Here is a 20784-nt window from a genome sequence, read left to right as displayed (position 1 = left end):
AATGCGCAATATCCTGAGGTAGCGTCTTTATTCTCGCTTCCATCTGAAGATGCGCCTTGAGTACAAACACAAATAGATAATGCAATTATAGGGTGTAATTGATACCCCTGAGATACGTCTTCTGAGGCTAGTTGGTGAAGCCGGGAAGCAGAGCTGAAAAAAATTTTCCTTTCAATTTAGTAGATAAAATATGAAGTATATTTGATATGAATAATTTTATTGAGGTTGCTCTCGATTTTGCTAACCAAAACTGCAGCAGGGTTTTGATAGATGACAGAAATACTCAATCAGATCGTTAGCAAGATGGTTCAGGACGTTGCAGGTGCAGCGCCTCAGGGGATAATGCTAATCAACCCCGAGGGAACGATCGTCTGGTGCAACCCCGCCATCCTCAGGTTATTTGGTTACGGGATGGATGAACTGGTTGGCGCCGACGTTGAGGTTCTGCTGCCGGCCGAATTGAGGGGAGCCCATACAAACCATAGAAGTGTCTTTTTCGACAATCCATCAACGCGTTCTATGAGCAGAGGCAATATTTTAGTTGCCCAGAGGAGCGATGGTTCGGAAGTGGAGGTTGAGGTCGGGCTAGGGTTCACCCGGACCGACGACAGCGGACTGGCAATCGCATTCGTAACAGATATGACGAGACACCAAAGTATCGTGCATCAACTGTCAAAAATGACCCGTTCGCTTGAAACCAAAGTTCAAGCTAGGACCAGTCAACTGAGAGAAAAGACACGATTGGCCGAGGCCGCCAATAACCAAAAAACACGTTTCATTGCTGGCGTCAGTCACGAAATCAGAACACCAATGAACGGAATTGTTGGCGCAGCAGAGTTGTTAAGAAATACGGATTTGGATGCCGCTCAGATGCAGTTGGTGAATGCGTTGTCGGAGGCCAGCGATCATTTGTTGAACCTGATAAATAACGTCTTGGATCTTTCGAAGTTTGAAGCAAAGGCAATGCAGGCCAACTCTGAAGTATTTAGTCTTCGGGAACTCCTGGAGAGTACCCTTAGAAATTTTCGTCCTTTGGCCAGTTCTGCCAATGTAACAATGAGTTATCATGACCACATTGTATTGCCTGTTCAACTCAATGGTGATCCTGTTAAGATTCGGCAAATCTTGTCCAACATGATCAGTAATGCAATCAAGTTTTCTGATCCCGAAAAAGAAGAAACTTTTGTTCACATATCTGCCTTGCGTGATCTCGATGGAACTTTTCATTTTATTGTGCAAGACAACGGAATAGGTATGTCCCGTGAAGGTATGCTAAAAGCTTTCCGTCCTTACGCTCAGGCTCATGGGGCTTTGGCTACACCGATTGGAGGTACAGGACTCGGTTTGGTGCTTTCACGAGAATTGGCAGTCTTGATGGGAGGAGAGCTTTTCATCGAAAGCCAAATGGGCATCGGAACGACGGCTACTTTGAGCATAAATCTCCAAGAAGACGAGCAGCTGTCAGAGTACGCCGCTGACTTATCGAACTACAACTTTATTTTTCTTGGTAGTCACGGATCTGAACTGCAGAGGATTGATGAACAGTTAGGGCTTGTAGGGATTAAAGTTAGGAAGGTTGCTAATGAAAAGGAAATATTGGAGTTGTTGAAGAGTTCAAGCAATCGAGATGTATTTTTAATGCATGATTGCCCTGCTTTTGATCATGAGCGCTGGAGACACGAACTTGGCCGAATTTCTACTCCGTCCAAATTTGTCAAATTTTCTTCTAATTCGAATTTTCCGGCGGCCCACGCTCAGGGGCGCCACGTCGAGTGTAATCCGATTCAATGGTCGCAATTATTTGAAGTGCTCGAGACCGATTTCAGCGAGGGTTTGAATGGAAATGTGAGAAATGTTTCCTTGGAAGATGAAGAGATAATGCGGGTGGTCGCGGTGTGTGCCGAACGTCCGTTGATGATTTGCGAAGACAATCAACTATCTCAAGACATTCTCGCTGCACAACTTCAGGCGAACGGTTTGAACTACCAAATGTTCTCGAATGGAAAAGATGCACTTGAATGCTGGGCTCCAGGTGAATACTCTTGTTTGCTAACAGACTTGCAAATGCCACAAATGGATGGTTTGTCGCTTCTGAACGAAATCCGAAACAAAGAACATAAACTAAACTTGCCAGAAATGCCCGCGATCCTAATGACCGCGGGAGATATTCAGGAATTTGACAGGTCCGGGTTTGGTGGGTTTTGTGGCACCATTCGAAAGCCAGCGAAGTTTGAATACCTAAGAAGCGAATTGGCCGGTATTATACTGAAAAACTGTTGATGTTGACCTTGTTTGGTAACTACTGAAAATTGGAGTGATTGCAATGTCGGCAAGCTATCAAATTATTTCAGCTTTGGATCTTCTGCATGTTAAATTTTTAGGGAATTGCAAAACGAGTGAAGCTGATGCTCTAGTTGACGTTTATGCGGTTGATCCAAGAGTCGTTCCTGGGATGCGGTGTCTGGTCGATTGTTCCGAAGTATTGTCTTTTAGGATAAATGCGGAAGAACGCAAAAACCAAATGGAATTGTTAAAGTTAACGTTGGCGCCTGCAGGTCGCGTTTGGACGGTTGTTTATTACTGTCCCACAGTGGTTAGCTTGAATGTGGCTAAAATGCACTTGCTTTTGTGGGAGCCACATAGCGATGTCAATTTAGTTATATGCGAGGGTCCAGTTGAAGCTGCGCGGGCATTAGGTATATCTAAGTTGGCGTGTCAGGAATTTTTTTCCCAAACGCCGAAGTCTTTTCCGGCCAAGGGTTTTTCCAATGAGGAGTGTTTTACAACATATCTTGTATTCGCAAATGGCCGTACGGATATAGTCATGATGGATAAGCTTCCAGAGCAAGGGCAGGGATTAAAGGGGCAGGTGGTTTGTGGTGTCGAGCAATTTATTCCTGCGCGAGACGGCTATGATGCAAGGATTTGGTTGAAACCGAGTTTGTGAAGCGTAGCCGAGTATCCACAAAGCGTCGTCTTGTCTGCACGTTGTCGATCATTTGAAAGGTTTCTTGGCCGTATAGGGCGGAAGGGGAGGCCAGCGCCTTGATCATTGTGTGGTGTGCCTTGTGGCGTGGTTGGCCATCGTTCAGTGGATTTAGTGGGGTAGGTTTTGTGGTATGTTTTTAAGCTGTAGAATATTTATTAATTTTTTATAATGATTTAGCGACATTTGTGAGCGGACTTCCTGTCTGCCAAACCTCCGAGCAAAAGTTCCATGTTTTTGGTGTATCGCTTCGTCCCTGTGGTGGATGCTTTTGTGCGTTTACCTTTTGCTTGGCAACGCCTGTAGAGCCGCCGCAAGCCCCTTTATTTCAGTTTGGGCAGGGTGGTGTTTTGCGCTACCTCTTCGCAGGGGGGCGGTAAGGCCCGCAAAAGGGCAATGGCAGCAGGAGGGTGGTATGAAGATTTTGGTGTTTCTTGGATCCGTGCGGACCTCCACACCGCCGCGGCCGGCGCGGTTGGGGGAGCGGGTGGCCAGGTCAACGGTGGCTTGGCTGCAAGAGGCCAGCCATCAGGTGGAGCTGATCGATCCCTTGGATCTGGACCTGCCGGCCTCGTTCAAACCGCAGTTTGCCTATGCCAAGGGCCGCGCGCCGGCGGCACTGGATCAGCTGGCAGAAAAGATTGCCGCGGCGGATGGCTATGTGGCGGTCAGCCCGGAGTATAACCATTCGATGAGCCCGGCCCTGGCCGATCTTTTGAACCATTTTGGCAGCTCGCTGTTTTCCTTCAAACCCAGCGCCATCGTGACCTATTCCGCCGGTCAATGGGGCGGTGCGCGGGCGGCGGTGAACATGCGGACCTTCCTGGCGGAACTGGGGTGCCTGCCGGTCTCAAGCATGGTGCATGTGCCCCATGCGCAAGAGGTTTTTGCCGAGGATGGCAGCTACCTTCCGGACGTGGATGCCGCCCGCTGGCAGGCGGATCTGTCGCGCAACCTGACCATCCTGTCGGTGGTGGCGCTGGTGGTCTGCAGCATCGCCGCGCTGTCAATCATCCGGTCGATCTCTACGGGAATGAAAACCTCCATCGATATGGCGCGCAGCGTGGCACAAGGTGATCTGAGCGTGAAGGCGACCCCAAAGGGCAATAATGAGATTTCGGATCTGCTGAGCGCCCAGATCGATATGGTGGACCGCCTGCGCGATACGTTGACCAATGTGGATGCCGCGGCACGCAACCTGTCTGTTGGTTCGGAACAGATGGCGGGCACCTCGGAAACCCTGTCCGAGGGCGCTGCGGTGCAGGCCAGTTCGACCGAGGAGGTTTCAGCCGCTGTTGAGCAGATGTCGGCCAATATCTCGGCCAGCTCGGAAAACTCATCTGAGACGGAACAGATCGCCCGCCGCGCGTCGGTGGAAGCGCAGAAATCGGGGGATGCGGTTTCCGAAGCGGTCTCTGGCATGCGGATGATCGGCGAACGGATCAACGTTCTGCAGGACATCTCGCGCCAGACCGATCTTTTGGCCCTGAACGCCGCGGTGGAGGCCGCGCGGGCCGGTGAGCATGGCCGCGGTTTTGCGGTTGTGGCCAGCGAAGTGCGCAAGCTGGCGGAAAGCAGCCAGAAGGCCGCTGCTGAGATTTCCACGCTTTCCAGTGAGACGGTTGAACGCGCCCGTGTGGCTGGTGAAATGGTCACCGCGCTGGTGCCGCAGATCGAAAAGACCTCGACCCTGGTCAGTGGTATTTCCGGTTCTTCGCGGGAACTGGCAATTGGCGCCAGCCAGATCAATGAGGCCGTGCAGCGCTTGGATGCTGTGACGCAGGAAAACACGGCAGCCTCAGAAGAACTGGCCAGCACGGCAACCGAACTGTCGGGGCAGGCGGCGCAACTGACCGATGTGGTGAGCTATTTCGATCTTGACGGCACGGGTAGCGCGGCAGACGCGTCGGCAGAGACACCTGAGGAGGGTGCAGCAGAGCCGGATCAGCTGCAGGACGGTGATGTCGCAGAGGCCACCAAAGGGGAAGACGGCGCGCTGCGTCTGGCCTCCTGACCCATTGGCAAGCGGGCGCAGCTATGCGCCCGTGACGCAATGCCTGAACCAAAAGGCGCCGCCTGTGATGGGCGGCGCTTTGCGTTTTTGGGCTTATTGATCCGTTTCGGCCTTCGGTGCGGGTTTGGGCGCGGGCTTGGTGGCCGGCTTGGCGGCGGTCGTGGGCGCGACCTCTGCCTCAGCCTCGGCGGTGGTGGCGGGGGCCTCCAGCCCCTCTTCCGGTTCGTCCGGGGCGTATTGCGCGGTAATCTGGTCGATCTTGGCGTGCATCGCCTGGGTCAGCGCCACAGCATGCTGTTTGATCGCCTGCGCATTGGCCTGCTGGGCATCCACCTGATAAGAAATCCGTTCCCAGTCGGGCAGGCTTGGATGCTGCGCGATGCCTGAAATCATCTCATGCAGACGTTTGGCCTTTTGGAAGCCGAGGGTGGCCTTTTTTTCCACATCCGAGACCGAAGCCAGAATGTCATCGGCCAGATCGATCTGTTCCTGCTTGGGCAGGTTTTCGCTTTTCTTGATCAGGCGGGTGCTTTCGACTTTGATGCCGCGCACGGCCTTCTCAAGCGTCATTTCAACCTGCGACGTGGCGCGTTTGGCCACCCGGAGCTTGTTTTGCAGCAGAGCCATTGCACGCTGTTCGCCGCCGAACAGTTTCATGATGGTGTATAAAAAACGGAACATGGGTCATTTTTGAGTTTTTGGAACGATCAGGTCAATGCCTGCAATCTCAGACTGCGTCAATCTCTCACTCACATGTTATGGGTACTGACGGCGCAGCAGGGGCTTTGGGCCGTGAATTTTGCCCGCTCTGTGGTCAAAAACGCTGCCGTTACAGATGGTTCCGGCGGCTCACGTTTCTTCCACCACCTCTTTCGGGCGCATGCGCAGCACGTCCAGACAGTGGTCCAGATCACCCTGACTGAAATCCCGCGCGATCAGCACAACACGGCTGGTGCGGTCCTCATGTGGCCAGGTCTTCATCGGCACCGGGGGCTCAAAAATATGCTGCACGCCATGAATGACATAGGGGGTTTCGGTGCCTTCGATGTGCAAAATCGCCTTCATTCGCAGCATATCCGCACCCCGTGCGGCGATCACCGTTTCCAGCCAGAAATCGAAAACTCCGGAGGCAATCGGCTCTTCAATCTCGATCGAGGCGGTCACGATCCGGTTGTCAAAGGCATGATGCGAGGTGGGTTCAAAAGCTGCGGCCAGGCCGGGCTGTGGCACTGAAAACCCAGACAGGCCAGCCAGCGGATCCTTGTTTTGGGGCAGAGGGGCGGCGGACAGCCAGTCCATCACGTTCTGCGGCCCGGTTTCGCGGCGCAGCGGGCTGAGGTGGAACAGCGCCTCAACCGGGACGGCACCGTGGTTGGCTTGCAGCCGCGTGGCGCGTGGGTTCAGGCGATCCAAGCGACGTTTCAGTGCCTGAGTATCCGCGTGGTGGGCGCGGTCCATTTTGCTGATAACAATGCGGTCGGCCATCGCCACCTGCGCCTGTGCTTCACTGTGCTGATCCAATGTATCGGCGCCCAATACGGCGTCGACCACAGTGACAATCCCATCAAGGGTGAAATGCGGCGCCAGTTGCGGGTCGACCAGCAGGGTGTGATGCACCGGGCCGGGATCGGCTAGGCCGGTGGTTTCGATGATCACCCGGTCAAAGTCCAACACCCCGGTTTGCCGCCGCGCCAGAAGCGAGGTGAGCGTGCGTGACAGATCCCCCCGGATCGAACAGCAGATGCAGCCTGCCGCCATCAACACAACATCCTCTGCCGCCTGTTCAACCAGATCGTGGTCAAGGCCCGCATCGCCAAATTCATTGACGATAACGGCGATCCGCCCCGCCTTGGGATCCCGCAGCAGATGGTTCAGCAGCGTGGTTTTGCCCGCGCCCAGAAACCCGGTGAGCAGGCTGACAGGAATGGGGGCAGGGGAGTTCATGGCGATCTCTCAACAGAATTGCAATGATATAACATCATATATCTGCGCTGCCGTGGCCACAATATGGGATCTTTACTGTGTCAGTTGATCGGCCGCGCACCACTCTCCGGTCAGTTTGCCAGACCGCGCCCCCTGGTGGAGGGCACGGTCCTTAAGGGTATCAGCTGCAGTGGGGGATTGCGGTCTTACTCAGCCGCGACGGTGTTGGGCTGAGTCAGGGCAGCGCGCAGTTCCGCGCGGCGGGTCTGCACCTTTTCCAGATGGCGTTCGCGCACATGGCCGTAGCCGCGGATCTGTTCCGGCAGGTTCAGCAATTCTGCCAGGGCCTGCGGGTCGGCACCCGCTGCGGCCTGCGACAATGCAAAGCTGACATCCGCCTCATAGATCGCCAGTGCCTCACGGTGCAGCTGCGCCTCCTGCCCGTAGCGGAAGGGATCCAGCCAGCTGCCGCGCAGCCCCCGCATCCGGCTCGTCAGGCGCAGCGCTGGCAGCAGCCAGGGCCCCAGCGCTGCCTTGCCCAGTTTGCCGGTGGTCTTGTCCCGTTTGGCAAAAGGCCAGGCGCCAATGTGGAACTGCAGCTTCAGATCACCCTCAAAGGCTTCCTCCAGCTCGGTCAGGAATTCGGGCCGTGCGTAAAGGCGGGCCACCTCCCACTCATCCTTCACGGCCAGCAGCTTATAGGCCCCTTTGGCCAGCGCCAGCTGCGCCTCGGGCGACAGGGCGTCAAACCCCGGCTGGTCGATCATGGCTCGGTAGCGCGCCACATAGCTGGCACCGCCATAGGCCTGCAGCCGCTCCAGACGATCTGCGATCACCTCTGCCGCCGTTTGGGGGCGGTGGGCGTCCAGCAGCACAGGCGGGGTGGGGTGCATCAGGCGTGCGACGGTTTCCGGCTCCGCATAGGCCAGCCGGCCCAGTTCAAAGGCCTGTTTGTTCATTTCAATCGCCACCCCGTTCAGGGTGATCGCATGCATCAGGGCGTCATACGACAGCGGCAGGCCACCCTGCTGCCATGACGCGCCCACCAGCAGCATATTGGCGAACACCCGGTCGCCCATCAGCTTCTCCGCCAGACCCTGCGCGTCCATGCCCATGGCCCGATCCCCAAGGGTGCGGGTCAACCGCTCCAACTGCTCGTCGCCATTGAGCGACCAGTCGGGATTGCTGGCAAATTCACCGGTTGGCACCACGGTGGTGTCGGTCACGCAGACGGCTTCGGCGTCTTTGACTTTCCCCAGCGCCTCATCCCCTGCGGCCACAACAAGGTCACAGCCGATCAGCGCATCGGCTTCATCGTCCGCAATCCGCGTGGCGCGCATCTTTTCCGGGGCGGCAGCGATCTTGATATGGGAATGCACCGCGCCGTATTTCTGCGCCAACCCGGTGATGTCGAGGTTTGAGGCAAAGTAACCATCAGCATGCGCTGCCACGGCAAGGGTTTGGCCCACGGTCACAACACCGGCGCCGCCAATGCCGGACACAAGGATGGACCAGCTGCTGTCAACGGCGGCGATCTGCGGTTTTGGCAGGTGATCGGTGTCAAACTGGGCGGCCGCGGCTTTGACCCGCCGCGGCTTCGCGCCCGAAACGGTGACAAAGGAGGGGCAGAAGCCTTCCACGCAGGAAAAATCCTTGTTGCAGGAGGTCTGGTTGATCACCCGCTTGCGGCCCAGATCGGTTTCCAGCGGTTCAATCGCCATACATTGAGACACGGTGGAGCAATCGCCGCAGCCCTCACAGACCGCCGCGTTGATGAAGACACGTTTGTCCGGATCCTGCCATTTGCCGCGTTTTCGCAGCCGCCGCCGTTCGGTGGCGCAGGGCTGGTCATAGATCAGCACCGTCACCTCATCGATCTGGCGCAGTTCCCTCTCCACTTCGGCCAGGGCCGTACGCGGGTGGACGGTCACACCGGCGGGGCGCGTCATGTCGCTGTATTTTTCAGGCTCATCACTGACCAGCGCGATGCGGTTCACCCCTTCGGCGCGCAGCTGCTGGACCATCATCTGGGGCGAGACTTCGCTGTCATGCGGCTGCCCCCCGGTCATGGAGACAAAGCCATTGTGCAACAGCTTATAGGTCATCGGGGCCCCCGCTGCGATGGCGGCGCGGATCGCCATATAGCCCGAGTGGTTGTAGGTGCCGTCACCCATATTGGCAAAGACATGTGCCTCATCAGTAAAGGGGAACTGGCCCAGCCACATGCCGCCTTCGCCGCCCATATGGCTGATGGAGTTGGTGGTGGCCGGATCGCGGAAGGCCGCCATGGTGTGACAGCCGATGCCGGCAAGGGCGCGACTGCCCTCAACCACCTGGGTCGAACGGCCATGTGGGCAGCCGGCGCAGAACGACGGTGGCCGCGCCACCCCGCCCCCCAGACGCGGCGCTGCGCCGGGTTGGTTGGGCACTGCCAAGCCGTAGCGGGGGTTGGTTTCATTGACCACACGCGCAATCACCCGGGCCACCAGATTTGGGCTGATCTCACCATAGTTCGGGAAAGCAACCTCACCGGTTTCGCCGGAAAACGTCTTGCCGACGATCCGTGGGTTCAGATCCGATCCGTACAGCGTGGCGCGCAGTTGATCCTCTAGCAATCCGCGTTTTTCTTCGACCACAACAATGGTGTCCAGCCCTTGCGCAAAGGTCTTGATCGCCTCCGGGTCCAGCGGCCAGACCATTCCGGCCTTCATCAGGCGCACGGGCGCGTCGCCAATATGGTCGCCGTCAAAACCCAGCCCGTCCAGCGCCTGACGCAGATCCTGCCAGGTTTTGCCCGCTGCCAGAATGCCGACCTTGGCCTTTTTGTCCCCGCTGATCTGGTTCAGCCCATTGGCCCGGGCGTAGCTGAGGCAACGTTTGATTTTCACGTCCCAGAGCAGTTTCTCCTGCTCCAGAATGGCGCGGAACGGCTGGATGGCGACATCTTCGGGCGCCTCAGGCACGGTGACTTCGGGGCTGTTCAGCCCGACCTGAACCGATCCGCCGCCCTCAACCACATCGGTGACCAGCTTCATCCCCACGATGGTGCCGGTGAAACGGCTCATCGCGATGCCATGCAGCCCGAAATCCAGCACATCCTGCGCGGTGGCCGGGGCCAAGAGCGGAATGCCAGTGGAGGCAAAGTTCAGGTCTGAATAACAGGCCAGCGTTGACGATTTTGCCCCGTGGTCATCGCCCACCAGCAAGAGTGAGCCGCCTTTGGGGTTGGTGCCCGCAAGGTTCGCGTGGCGCAGCGGATCCATCGAGCGGTCCATGCCCGGTGCCTTGCCGTACCAGATGGAAAACACCCCCTCGACCCGGGCGCCGGGGAAATGCCCCACCAGCTGGCTGCCCCATGCGGCTGTTGCTGCCATGTCTTCGTTCAGCCCGGCCTGAAACACGATGTTGTGCGCCTTCAACGTCTCTTCGGCCTGCCACAGCTCAACGTCATAGCGCCCAACCGGTGAGCCCCGGTAGCCCGAGATATAGCCGCCCGTGTTCAGCCCCGCCGCAGCGTCCCGCCGGGCCTGCTGGATCGGCAGCCGCACCAAGGCCTGCATCCCCGTCATGTAAACCCAGCCTTCGGGCTGTTCCAGCCGGTCGGCGAGGGTCATCTCCAGTCGTTTTTCGGGGAAGGCGTAAGTCATTGGCGAAGGCTCCTGAATTTCAGCCAGTTTAAGGGGGACGCAACATTTGCACAAATTTGGATTTTCTATATTTTCCATTCACATCTTGAATGTCTGTGCGGAGCCGTGCCCGATGCTGAACCTTACCCAATTGCGCTACTTTGAACTGGTCGCCCAGACCGGCAGTTTTGCGCAGGCCTGCGCCATGGCCAATATCACCCAACCGGCCCTGTCCAATGCGATCAAATCGCTGGAGGAGCGGCTGGGCTTTCAGCTGTTTGACCGCAAGGAACGCCCGATTCAGCTGACTGCCCATGGTCAAAGCCTGCTGGCCGAGGTGGAGCGGCTGCTGTTTCAGGCGCGCAATCTGGATATCACGGTGCAGGCGCTTCGGGATGGGGCGGCGGGCCATGTGCGTCTGGGGATGACGGCGGCCTTTGCCTCGGCCTTTGGCGGGCGTTCAACGGCGAAATGGTTGAAGGAAAACCCGCGCATGACGCTGGACGTGCTGGTGCGGCCAACACCTGTCTTGGTGGATAAGCTGCTGGCGGAGGAATTGGATGTGATCGTCGGGATCACCTCAGCCCTGATGCCAGAGGCGGCGCAGCTGGAAATGCTGCCGCTTGGGGCGCAGCCTGGCCGGGCCTTTGTTCGACAGGGGCATCCTATTTTGGCCAAGCCGGAGCTGCACCCGCAGGACCTGCAGGACTTCGGACTGGCCGGATCCCATTACGCGCCTTCGGTTCTGGCGCAGTTTGCCGATTGGTTTGGCTACGCCAAGGTCGAGGATCTGCCGCTGGTGGTCGACAGCGAAAACACCAGCCTGATCTGCGATCTGACGGTAAACAGCGATCTGGTGATGCTCAGCATTCGCGACTGCACGCGCCATTACGTGGCTCAAGGCGCCCTGGTTGAGGTGGATCTGGACCTGCAGACCCTGGCCAATTGGTCAGTCGCCACCCGGCGCGGACGGCGGCAATTGCCGGGGGCTGAGGCTTTGGTCAGTGTGGTGCAGCAGATCGCAGGCCGGGGGGAGGCCGCTCCTTAACGGGCGGGCAACGGTTCCAGCAGGGTGATCTCCCCGGGGGCGGCGGGCCGCAGGCCGGTGGAGGGGGTCCAGATAAAGGCGCGCACTCGTAGACTATCGCGGACAGGCTGCTTGGGTTGTTCGGCAATGATCTGATGGCTGCCGGGGGGGATTGCCCCGCGCTGGCCAAAGAACTGCACCCCGGAAAAGGCGCTGCCATCTTCATATTGCAGGGTGATCTGAGCCTTGGCCGGCAAGGGCCCGTGGTCCAGCCGCCAGCGTTCAGGCACATCTGATGTGGACAGTGGGATTTCAAACAGGGCTGCGTCTTCGGTCATCTGATCAGCCATAAGCGGGGCGGGGGTGAGGGCAACAGTGCCCGCCATTGACAGTGTTCCCCCCAAGGCAGGGGCAAGCGCAGCCGCCAAGGCGGCCACGCTTAGGGAGGGAGGGGACAGTCTCATGCCCTTTAGATGGAGGCGACGCTGACCCCCAGCAACTGACCATCACGCATTTGTGTGGCCTCAGCCGCCGCTTCCAGCCCGCCGACCTCATTGGATTGTGTGACCACGGCGAAGGACAGTTCGGTATCCTTCTCCAGCAAGCCTTGCGCGTTCAGCGCCTGCACCGCATCGGTGATGTTATAGGTGATATGCAGTGGATCCGCGTGGTGGCTGTGTTTGGCGCCGCGCATGCCAAAGAATTCAAACGTGCCGCCCAGAACCGTATCGGCGTTGCCCGGCACGGCTTCGCTGTTGCCCGGCGCCACGTAGAGCTCATAGACCAGACTGCCGGCTGAGGCGGGGGGGATAAAGGTGACGGTCGCCAGATAGTCACGTGCGGCCTCTGCATTGGGCAGCCCTTCATTGGTGAGGCTATTGGCTGTTAGGGCCAGCTCCTCCGTCAGGGCCGGGTTCAGCGCCCCTTTGGCAAGGCTCACTGAGCCGGCAGCGATTGGCGCGGCCTCTTCCACGGCGGTGAAGTTTGCCGTCACCACCCGGCTGAGTGGCGCACCGATCAGTTCAGACCCGGTGCCGGGGGTATAGCTGTAGTCAAAGGGCGCAATCTCCATCGCGTCCTTGGCCGTGGTGCGCCCAGTGACGGGTTGGCCGGCAACATCGATGTAGAACAGGAACTCCTCACTATAAAACGCCTGCTGATCACCGGTCAGCGGTTGAGTGGAGAGCCCAAGATTGCGTTGCCGCTGTTCCCAGACATCCCATAGCCGATCCACGTTGCAGTGATGCAGGAAGAAGATCGGATCGACCGGGGACATCAGGCTTTGCATCGCATTGCCCAGGAAGTTGTGGGTGGTGTTATGCGGGAAGCCTTCGATCTCGGCAGAGCCGGTGAACATATGGTGGTTGGCTGAGATGGGACTGTTGAAATAGACGCTTTGCGATGCGCCGCTAGCGGGCATGGCGAAATCCGGGGCTTTGATGCCGGTGCGGATCTTTGACGGCTCCACATTGGTCTTGGCCGGGACAGGGCGGCCCCAAGGCGTCTGCTGCGCTGTCAGGTCCACCAGATCGGGGTTTTGATAGTCGATCTTGTAGTCTGCGGTATTCCAGCGATTGAGCGCCCGGTTGGTGGCGATATTGGCCAGAATGCCATCTTCCAGCGCGCCGTTGTTGTAACTGGCCCAATAGCTGGCGGCATCAGGATAGCCCCTTAGGGTCAGCTGCACCTTCTGCGCGGGGGTGTAGCTGGCATAAAGCGCCTTTACGATCGGTTCAAAATCGGCGGCGAAATCGGCCTGGGTCTCATAGTAATGCCCGGATGTCGGATCCAGCGGGTTGTCCGGGTCTGTCGGGGTTACAAAGAACTGTGGTGGGATCTTCGGCTCAGCAGACCAATCCCAATAGGGCAGGGCAAAATTGCTGTCGCCCGAGTATTCGCGGATGATCTGTTCGAAATAGCCGATGAAGGGGCGGTGCCAGGCAAAGAACCACCAATTGCCATGTGGACAGTCCGACATATGGATCATCGCATAACGGTACCAGTTGTGCGGATGATCCGGCGGCAGGTTCAACATCACCTCCACCGCGCGGCGGTAACTCTTCAGATCCGGGATCGCATCAGGATGAAAGGCGTTTTTGCGAACAAACTTCGCTTGGGTATTGGCCAGCATCGGGCTTGGCAGGCTGGCTGCGACGCCCAAGGCCGCGGCGGTGCTTAACAGATGACGTCTGGAGATATGGGGCATGGTGAAGGTCCTCAAAGTAAAAATTTGAAAATGACTTTCCTGCTGCGGGTGAAAATTACCCGCAGTGATAGTATGCCACAGATGGGAATATTCCAGAAGGGGAGGTATTCCAGCCTAGCTGTGAACTCCCCGCCGTGCAGGGTGACCCGTCACAAGGTCGATCCTCCGCGCTGGGCATGGGGAGGGAAGAGCAAGGGGATAGGTGGGGTTAGGTCCCCTCACCACTCATACCGCTCCATCTCATCGGCGATCAGCGCATAGCCCGTTTCTGCCACTTCGGTGGTCATCAGCTGTGTGCTCATCCGCCCCGTGACCCAAACCGGATCCCAGAGGTCCTCACTGGGCCAGGGATCTACAGACCGTACCAGCACCAGTTGGTTGGGCGGCGGCGGTGGGGTGTGCAGACAGGCCCCCACATAGGGAACCAGAACAAATTCGCTGACCCCTTCGGCGTCCATCTCCAAGGGCAGGATGAAACCCGGCATGCGGATATAGGCGCCATGCAAGTCGGCGTTCAGCTTGGTAGCATTGGCGTCATAGATCGGGCGCCAGATATCATTGACCTCATCCATCTCGCCTTCGCCGATGATCTCCGCATAGGGGATGCCCGGGGGGATCAGATCATCCCAAGTGATCTCACGCGCTGCGGCGGCAAGGCTAAGGTTCGGCAGGCTCATCCCAGCGAGGGAGAGCGGCAGAGTGCGGGTGATCAGGTCACGTCGGGAAATCTTACTCATGTCTTCACCATCATACCATCGGCCAGCGACAGGCGATAGGCGCGCAGGGCTGGCAGCATGCTCACAATTGCGCCAGCAGCGATGACGCCTGCCAACACCCCTAGCTCACGCAGGCCCGGCGGTTCAATAGGCAGGTAAAGGCCAAAGGCACTGTCGACCAGCGGCTGGGCAATCCACAGTCCAAGGTACAGCATCGCCAGACCTAACAGAGCCCCAAGGAGCGTGGTCATCAATGCCTCCAGCACCAGTAGGCCCAGGATCACCCGTGGGCTGGCCCCCATAGCGCGGTAGATCGCCATTTCGCGCCGCCGCTCATTCAGGCTGGCAAAGAGCGTGGCCATCAAGCCAATCAGTGCGGTGATCACCACCATCACCGAAACCGCCAGCAGTGCGGTTTCTGCAAGGCCCACAATGCCCCACAGCTCCTGTAGGGCAACACCGGGCAGGATCGCCAGCAATGGCTCCTCAGGGTAGGTGTTGATCCTGCGCTGTAGCGCAAAGGTCTTCAGCGGGCTTGTCACCCCGACAAGGGCGGCGGTCACGGCTTTGGGCGTCAGGTCCATCTGACGGATCTGATCGGCGGGGGTGGTTTTGCCAGGGATCTTGGCACCGCTTTGCCAATCGACATGGATCGCCTCAATCGCCTGAAGGGAGACGATCACGGTCCGGTCCACAGGGGTGCCGGTCTTTTCCAGAATGCCCGCCACCCGGAAGGGCTGATCCTTATGTTCGGTGAAAGAGGCGATGCCATGGGCCACTACAATTGGATCGCCAATCTGATAGCCCAGAGCCTGCGCAACATCAGCGCCGATCACCGTGTCAAACAGATCGGCCATCAGCTTGCCTTCTGCGACCTGCAGACCACGGTCACGGCGATATTTGTAGTGCTCGAAAAAGCCTAGCGTCGTGCCCATCACCCGGAACTGGCGATGGCTGTCCCCGAGGGAGATCGGCACGATCCAGTCGACGTCGGGTCGTGCGGCGATATCGAGGTAACTCTGCCAGGTGACATTGTTGGTGGCATTGCCGATGCGAAACACCGAATAGAGCAGCAGCTGCACCGAGCCTGAGCGCGCCCCAACAATCAGATCCGTGCCAGAGATCGTATCGGCAAAGCTGGCCTTCGCCCCGGTGCGCACCTTTTCGACACCCAGAAACAGGGCAACCGACAGTGCGATGGCCAGAACCGTCATGGTCACCGTCAGCGCCCGTGCTAAGAGCGAGCCAAATGCAAGGCGCAGGATCATGCCGCTGGCCTTTCAACATGCACAAGGTCGGCCATTTCAACCACCCGATCAAAGCGATCCGCCATGCGTGGATCATGGCTGACCATCAAAAGCCCCGAGCGCTGGGCGCGGATCTGCTGAAACATCAGATCCAGAAACTGCCCCTGCGCGGTTTCATCAAGGGCGGAGGTTGGTTCATCCGCGATCAACAGGGGCGGGGTGCCAATCAGGGCGCGGGCCACCGCAACGCGCTGTTGCTGCCCAACGCTGAGCGTGGCTGCCTTGGCGGTGAGCAACCCCTCCGGCAGGGCAAGTGCGGCGCAAAGACCGGCTGCTGCGCGCTGCACATCACCCGCCCGTTTGCGCCGCTCTGGTGCAAACCGCAGGGGCAGGGTGATGTTGTCAAGGACCGAACCAAAGGGCAGCAGGTTGAACTGCTGAAAGATCATCCCGATCTGTTCGGCGCGAAATCTGTCGCGTTGACCACCGGGCAGGCTGGCGATGTCTTCACCGGCAACGCGGACCGTGCCCTGACTGGCCAGCACCGTGCCACCGATCAGCGACAGCAGCGTGGATTTCCCCGATCCGCTGGCGCCAAGCAGCAGCACCGCTTCGCCACGGGCCAGCTCAAACTGCTGCACGCTGAGGCCGAAGCCCGCGCGGCCCGGCCAGCGAAACTGCACATCCTGCAGCGAGATGATCGGGGCTACGCTCACAATCAGAACATGCCGCGCAGATCAAGAATTGGTTGGTCACGCAGCACCTCAAAGGCTTTGGCACCATTGGCCGAAACCAGCTGCACCTCCAGCTCACGGGCGTTTTCGAACTGGTCGAAATAGGCGAATGTGATCTGGTCCAGCGCCTCAGGTGTGACGCAGGTCAGCACGTAATGGGCATGGAACTCGGTATGGCTGTCGCCTTCTGCGTGGTCTTCATGGGCATGGTCTTCGTCTGCGTGATCGTCATCATGATCATCGTGTGCATGTTCCTCATGCTCATGCTCTTCATGCTCGTGCTCCTCATGGCCGTGCTCCGCGGCATGTTCTTCTGCGTGATCCTCGTCATGATCGTCATGCGCCTCTTCTGCTTCCAGAGCGGCGCGGGCTTCGGTGACGGAGCACTCGGCGGCAGCGGGCAGTTGGAACAGATCCAGCGGGCGGGCCAGCGTTGCAACCGCCCGATCCACCGCTGCGCGGTCCTCAACGCTGCTGGCGGCATGTTCAAACCCAACGATATCGGCGCCGGGGGCGTGGAATTCCATCTCCAGCGTGGTGCCGGCAATTGCAATGTTCAGCGCGCCGACCCCATGTTCATGGGCGTCCAGTTGCCGGGTGGTTTCGGCCAGGGCCGTGGTGGTTGCCAGCGTGGCAAGAAGGGAAAGAGTAATACGCATGGAAATGTCCTTAATCCAAAGCGCTCAGTGAGCGCAGTCAGTGCAATTGCCGTGAACTTCGACGATGGTGCGGTCCGTTTGAAATCCGCTGGGGCGCATCAGATCGGTGAGGCCGGGCATCAGGGCGCTGCCGTCATGTTCCTCAACCACGCCGCAGGTGCCGCAGATCGCCAGAACCGGCAGGCTGGCGCCGTGATCACAGCGACAGGGCACGAAGGCCTTCAGCGATTCCAGCTTATGAGCGCGGCCCTGCGTGGTCAGCGCGCTGAGGGCGCGATATACCGTGGGCGGGGCCAGATCCGGCTCCTCACTCTGCAGGGTTTCAAGTATCTGATAGGCCGTCATCGGCGCCTCAGACCCGCGCAAGACGGTCAGAATGTCCGATTGGCGTGTCGCCGCTTGTTTGCGCATCTGGTCCCCCCGCTTGTCCCCTCACGTACACGGCCTAGCATCTGTAGGGCCGCGTGTTGATCACAGCATTATTTTATAAAGTAACAAAACTCAATGGGGTGGTTTGGGGCGCGGTGGATCGAGACGTGCAACGCCCGTTTTCCAGGCAGCGCGCGCCAAAACGCCAGATGTGCTAAGGCTGTGGGCATTCAGGTTTGCCAAACCGAAGGGATCTTATGACCAAAACAGATAAGCAGGCGTCGCCGACAGCAGAGGCGACACAAAAACCGGGCTTCTTTCAACGCCTGGACAACGCCGCCTTTGGCGTCATCTACGGGGCTATCATGGTGCTGAGCATCCTGATGGCGGCGGGTGACACCCCGGAAAACCCGCTGGAAACGGCGGCGGTGCTCTTTGGATCAGTGCTGGCGATCACATTGGCGAAAGCCTTTGCCGAGGTGATGTCACATGCCCTGGCGGTACGCGAAGCGATCACCCGACAGAAATGGCGCGCAGCCTGGCGCCATAGCTATCCGACGCTGGCGGTGGCCAACCTGCCCAGCCTGTTTTTCGTCGCCGCCGCCTTTGGCTGGATCAGCACCGATCTGGCCGTTTACCTGGCGCAAAGCCTGTGTGTGGCCCTTTTGGTGCTGCTGGGCGCACGCGTTGGCCGGGTGATTGAGGGCACCGTGATCTCAACCCTGCTGGGTGGCGTGGTTGCCGGGGGGCTGGGGGTGGCGCTGGCGGTGATGAAACTGGTGATCCACTGAACGCCAATTTTGGCGGGGTTTTTACATCCTCTGGGAGAGCGAATTGAACATGCCTCGCGCTTTCATTTTGTTGATTTGTAAGGCCAAAGTCGGTAACGCTGGGTTGGGGGTAGTTGTGCAGACACGCTCTGCATCTTTTAATTGCTGATTGTTAAGCGTTTTTTCTGGTCACCGAAGTCCGACGTCGCCCCCTAATAAAATGAGGCAGGCAAGGAAATTGGACAGATGAATTTGTTAGGACAGGCCATTTCGCATCACGGCCAAAAACAACCGCGCAAACACCGGACGCTGGGGCGTGGCCTTGCAGCGTCTTTGTTGTTTGTCGCCGCTGGGGCGCAGGCACAGACACTCTCACTCTCGGAGGCGTATCAGCGGATGCTGGGGCGCGATGCCCAATATGAGATCCTGGATATCGAACAATCGATCGCCGAAGAGCTGGTGTTGCAGGCCCGGGGCGAACGGCTGCCGCGGGTTGGTCTGAACATCGAATATATCGAAACGCAGCAGGAAATCGTCAATCAGGACAACACCACCTTTCAGGAAGGCACGTCGAACTATCCGACGACGACGGTGACCTTCTCGGTGCGTCAGCCGGTTTATGACCGGGTGCGTTGGAAGAAGATGCCGCTGGCACAGGCCGAACAGGCGCTGGTGTCGGCGCAGGCTGTGGTGGCGCGCAATGAGCTGACCACCCTGTTGATTGACAGCTACCTGGATGTGGCCCGGGCCCAGATCAGCTATGACCAGTCGCGTGTCATGGTGCGGGCGCGCTCACAACTGGCGTCAGATCTGCAGCTGCGGGTCGATGCCGGCACGATTGAGGCCGATACGTTCCTGCGCGCGCAAAGCGATGTGTTTGAGGCCCGCGCCCAGCAGACAGAACGGGAATTTGACCGCACCACGGCGCTGTTTGAACTGCAGCGTTTTGTGGGGCCAGATGTCAGTGGCGTGGCTTACGCAGGGGCCTCGGTGGGGATCCCGAATTACAACGCGCTGGTCAACAGCTTCAGCCTGGAACGCCTGCGCGAGGTGTCGCCGGCCATTCAGGTGGCCAAGGCTGAGATTGATATCGCCGCCCGTCAGGAAGAGATTGCCAAAGCCGCCTTCTTGCCCACCGCACAACTGACGTTGGAATACACCTATGAGGAAACCGAAGGCTCGCTCTTCGGCGGTGGTTCCACCGTGCAGTCGACCGAACTGGGGCTGCAGGCGGACTGGCTGATCTATGAAGGCGGGGTGCGCCGCAGCAAGCTGCGCGAAGCACGCTCGCGGGTGGAGATTGCTAACCTGCGGCTGGGGCAGATCACCGAATTGTCCGAACGCCGCTATGAGGCGCTGACCGAAGGGTTGAAACGCGCGCTCGCCTCTGTCCAGTCGGTTGGTCAGGAACGTGCTGCAGCGGAACGCCGTCTGGCCGCAGCGCAGGAACAGCAGGAGGCTGGTCGCATCGGCCCGGAGGCCGGGCTGGAGGCACGGTTGCGGCGCGATACGCTGGCGTTGCAGGGTCAGATCGCCCGGCTGCGGGTGGTGCAAATTCAGGCCCAGATCCTAGCGCTCTTTGGCGCCTTGGATGTGCCGACCCTGTCACAGGACTTCAGCGGCGCCTGATAGGGCGCTGCACTTACATAAAACAAGACGATCAAACACGATCACCAACGGGAAATAACATGACCAAACAACTGCTGATCTACGACAATGTGGTGCCGGTGAACCGTCAGGTTCATCAGAAAACCTCGGTAAGCCGCACCAGTTCATTCGGCTTTGCCCGCGATGTGAATGCGGTTCCGATCGTGGATGTGGAATTTCCGCGCGCCTGTGTGGAAACGCCGATCGTCTTCAGCCGCACCGAAACCGGTGTTGTGCCGCTGGCCCTGCTGAGCACGCAGAAAGACAGCAACGCCTTTGTTGATGCCAATGACAGTTGGACCGGGCGCTATGTGCCGGCCTTCTTCCGCCGCTATCCCTTTGTTTTTGCAGCACAAAAAGGGTCTGACCAGATGACGCTGTGTCTGGATGAGGGCTACGCGGGGCTGAACACTGACGACAAAGGCGAGCGTCTGTTTGACTCCGAAGGGACCGAAACCACCTATCTGCGCTCGGTTCTGCAGTTTGTGGAGGAGTATCAGGCGACCTTCAACCGCACCCAAGGTTTCTGCGACCGTCTGGAAGAGGCGGGGCTTTTGGAAGAGGCGCGCATCGACTTCACCCTGGCCGATGGCACCAAGGGCGGCATCACTGGCTTCCTGCGGGTGAGCAACGAAAAGCTGCGCGCGCTGCCGGATGAAGAGATCACCAAATTGTTCCGCTCGGGCGATCTGGATCTGATCCAGATCCACATGCTGTCGATGCAGCAGATTGAGGCGCTGGTGACCAAGACAGCCAGCGCAGCAGCTGAGGCCCCGGCCGAGGACACATCAGAAGAAACGTTAGAAGACAAGGCAGACGCGGCCGAGGCCAGCGTCCACTAAGTAGATCATCACGCTTGC

Annotated in this window: 17 protein-coding genes; 7 read left to right on the top strand and 10 right to left on the bottom strand. The window is 58.6% G+C overall.

Going from position 1 to position 20784, the window contains the following annotated elements; translation table 11 throughout:
• The first annotated feature begins 270 nt into the window (after nt 1–270).
• The 3 genes from ACORLH_RS12385 (at nt 271) to ACORLH_RS12375 (ending at nt 5000) form a co-directional block, all read left to right on the top strand.
• Nucleotides 271–2280 carry an ATP-binding protein gene (locus ACORLH_RS12385; RefSeq protein ID WP_321828715.1) on the top strand — a complete coding sequence of 670 codons (2010 nt, stop codon included), beginning with the start codon at nt 271–273 and terminating at the stop codon, nt 2278–2280.
• 43 nt (nt 2281–2323) lie between these two features.
• Entirely contained in the window at nt 2324–2947 is a 624-nt protein-coding gene (locus ACORLH_RS12380) for a hypothetical protein (RefSeq protein ID WP_321828714.1), read from the top strand.
• A 454-nt stretch (nt 2948–3401) separates the two neighbouring features.
• Nucleotides 3402–5000, top strand: coding sequence for a methyl-accepting chemotaxis protein (locus ACORLH_RS12375; RefSeq protein ID WP_321828713.1), 1599 nt, complete (start codon nt 3402–3404; stop codon nt 4998–5000).
• Between the two features lie 93 nt (nt 5001–5093).
• On the opposite strand, the gene ACORLH_RS12370 is transcribed toward ACORLH_RS12375, so the two are convergent.
• The 3 genes from ACORLH_RS12370 to ACORLH_RS12360 form a co-directional block, all read right to left on the bottom strand.
• On the bottom strand, nt 5094–5681 hold the full coding sequence (locus ACORLH_RS12370; RefSeq protein WP_321828712.1) for a hypothetical protein: 588 nt from the start codon (nt 5679–5681) through the stop codon (nt 5094–5096).
• 168 nt (nt 5682–5849) lie between these two features.
• The gene (locus tag ACORLH_RS12365) at nt 5850–6944 is read right to left on the bottom strand and encodes a GTP-binding protein (RefSeq protein WP_321828711.1); all 1095 of its coding nucleotides are present in this window, start codon (nt 6942–6944) and stop codon (nt 5850–5852) included.
• 185 nt (nt 6945–7129) lie between these two features.
• Complete coding sequence (locus ACORLH_RS12360; protein WP_321828710.1) at nt 7130–10570, bottom strand: indolepyruvate ferredoxin oxidoreductase family protein; 3441 nt, start codon at nt 10568–10570, stop codon at nt 7130–7132.
• A gap of 112 nt (nt 10571–10682) precedes the next feature.
• Here ACORLH_RS12360 and ACORLH_RS12355 point away from each other — a divergent pair, with 112 nt between their 5' ends.
• The gene (locus ACORLH_RS12355) at nt 10683–11597 is read left to right on the top strand and encodes a LysR family transcriptional regulator (protein ID WP_058242831.1); all 915 of its coding nucleotides are present in this window, start codon (nt 10683–10685) and stop codon (nt 11595–11597) included.
• Here ACORLH_RS12355 and ACORLH_RS12350 read toward each other — a convergent pair.
• The 7 genes from ACORLH_RS12350 to ACORLH_RS12320 all read right to left on the bottom strand — a co-directional run bounded on the left by ACORLH_RS12350 (nt 11594) and on the right by ACORLH_RS12320 (nt 17549).
• On the bottom strand, nt 11594–11962 hold the full coding sequence (locus ACORLH_RS12350) for a hypothetical protein (RefSeq protein ID WP_321828709.1): 369 nt from the start codon (nt 11960–11962) through the stop codon (nt 11594–11596). The two genes, ACORLH_RS12355 and ACORLH_RS12350, sit on opposite strands and share 4 nt — an antisense overlap.
• Nucleotides 11963–12045: 83 nt before the next feature.
• Nucleotides 12046–13782: a tyrosinase family protein gene (locus tag ACORLH_RS12345; RefSeq protein WP_321828708.1), complete on the bottom strand. Its 1737-nt coding sequence runs from the start codon at nt 13780–13782 to the stop codon at nt 12046–12048.
• A 218-nt stretch (nt 13783–14000) separates the two neighbouring features.
• Nucleotides 14001–14519, bottom strand: a complete 519-nt coding sequence (locus ACORLH_RS12340) for a DUF3299 domain-containing protein (RefSeq protein ID WP_321828707.1) — start codon at nt 14517–14519, stop codon at nt 14001–14003.
• Nucleotides 14516–15766, bottom strand: coding sequence for an ABC transporter permease (locus ACORLH_RS12335; protein WP_321828706.1), 1251 nt, complete (start codon nt 15764–15766; stop codon nt 14516–14518). The genes ACORLH_RS12340 and ACORLH_RS12335 overlap by 4 nt, the downstream gene beginning before the upstream one ends.
• Nucleotides 15763–16464, bottom strand: a complete 702-nt coding sequence (locus ACORLH_RS12330) for an ABC transporter ATP-binding protein (protein WP_420719828.1) — start codon at nt 16462–16464, stop codon at nt 15763–15765. The genes ACORLH_RS12335 and ACORLH_RS12330 overlap by 4 nt, the downstream gene beginning before the upstream one ends.
• Nucleotides 16464–17138 (bottom strand): zinc uptake protein ZrgA, encoded by a 675-nt coding sequence (gene zrgA / locus ACORLH_RS12325; protein ID WP_321828704.1) that lies wholly within the window; start codon nt 17136–17138, stop codon nt 16464–16466. Before zrgA ends, ACORLH_RS12330 begins: the two co-directional genes overlap by 1 nt.
• A gap of 24 nt (nt 17139–17162) precedes the next feature.
• On the bottom strand, nt 17163–17549 hold the full coding sequence (locus ACORLH_RS12320; protein ID WP_321828703.1) for a Fur family transcriptional regulator: 387 nt from the start codon (nt 17547–17549) through the stop codon (nt 17163–17165).
• A gap of 215 nt (nt 17550–17764) precedes the next feature.
• On the opposite strand from ACORLH_RS12320, the gene ACORLH_RS12315 reads away from it, so the two are divergent.
• From ACORLH_RS12315 to ACORLH_RS12305, 3 genes are all read left to right on the top strand, one after another.
• Nucleotides 17765–18298 carry a hypothetical protein gene (locus tag ACORLH_RS12315; RefSeq protein WP_321828702.1) on the top strand — a complete coding sequence of 178 codons (534 nt, stop codon included), beginning with the start codon at nt 17765–17767 and terminating at the stop codon, nt 18296–18298.
• A gap of 225 nt (nt 18299–18523) precedes the next feature.
• Nucleotides 18524–19906 carry a TolC family protein gene (locus tag ACORLH_RS12310; protein ID WP_321828701.1) on the top strand — a complete coding sequence of 461 codons (1383 nt, stop codon included), beginning with the start codon at nt 18524–18526 and terminating at the stop codon, nt 19904–19906.
• Nucleotides 19907–19965: 59 nt separating this feature from the next.
• Nucleotides 19966–20766, top strand: coding sequence for a SapC family protein (locus ACORLH_RS12305; RefSeq protein ID WP_321828700.1), 801 nt, complete (start codon nt 19966–19968; stop codon nt 20764–20766).
• Nucleotides 20767–20784: the final 18 nt, after the last annotated feature.

Origin of the sequence: Thalassovita sp., from assembly GCF_963691685.1 — a bacterium.
In the GTDB taxonomy this organism is placed as follows: Bacteria; Pseudomonadota; Alphaproteobacteria; order Rhodobacterales; family Rhodobacteraceae; genus Thalassobius.
Note: the sequence above shows the minus strand (reverse complement) of the source record. Positions and strands in the feature narration are given on the sequence as shown.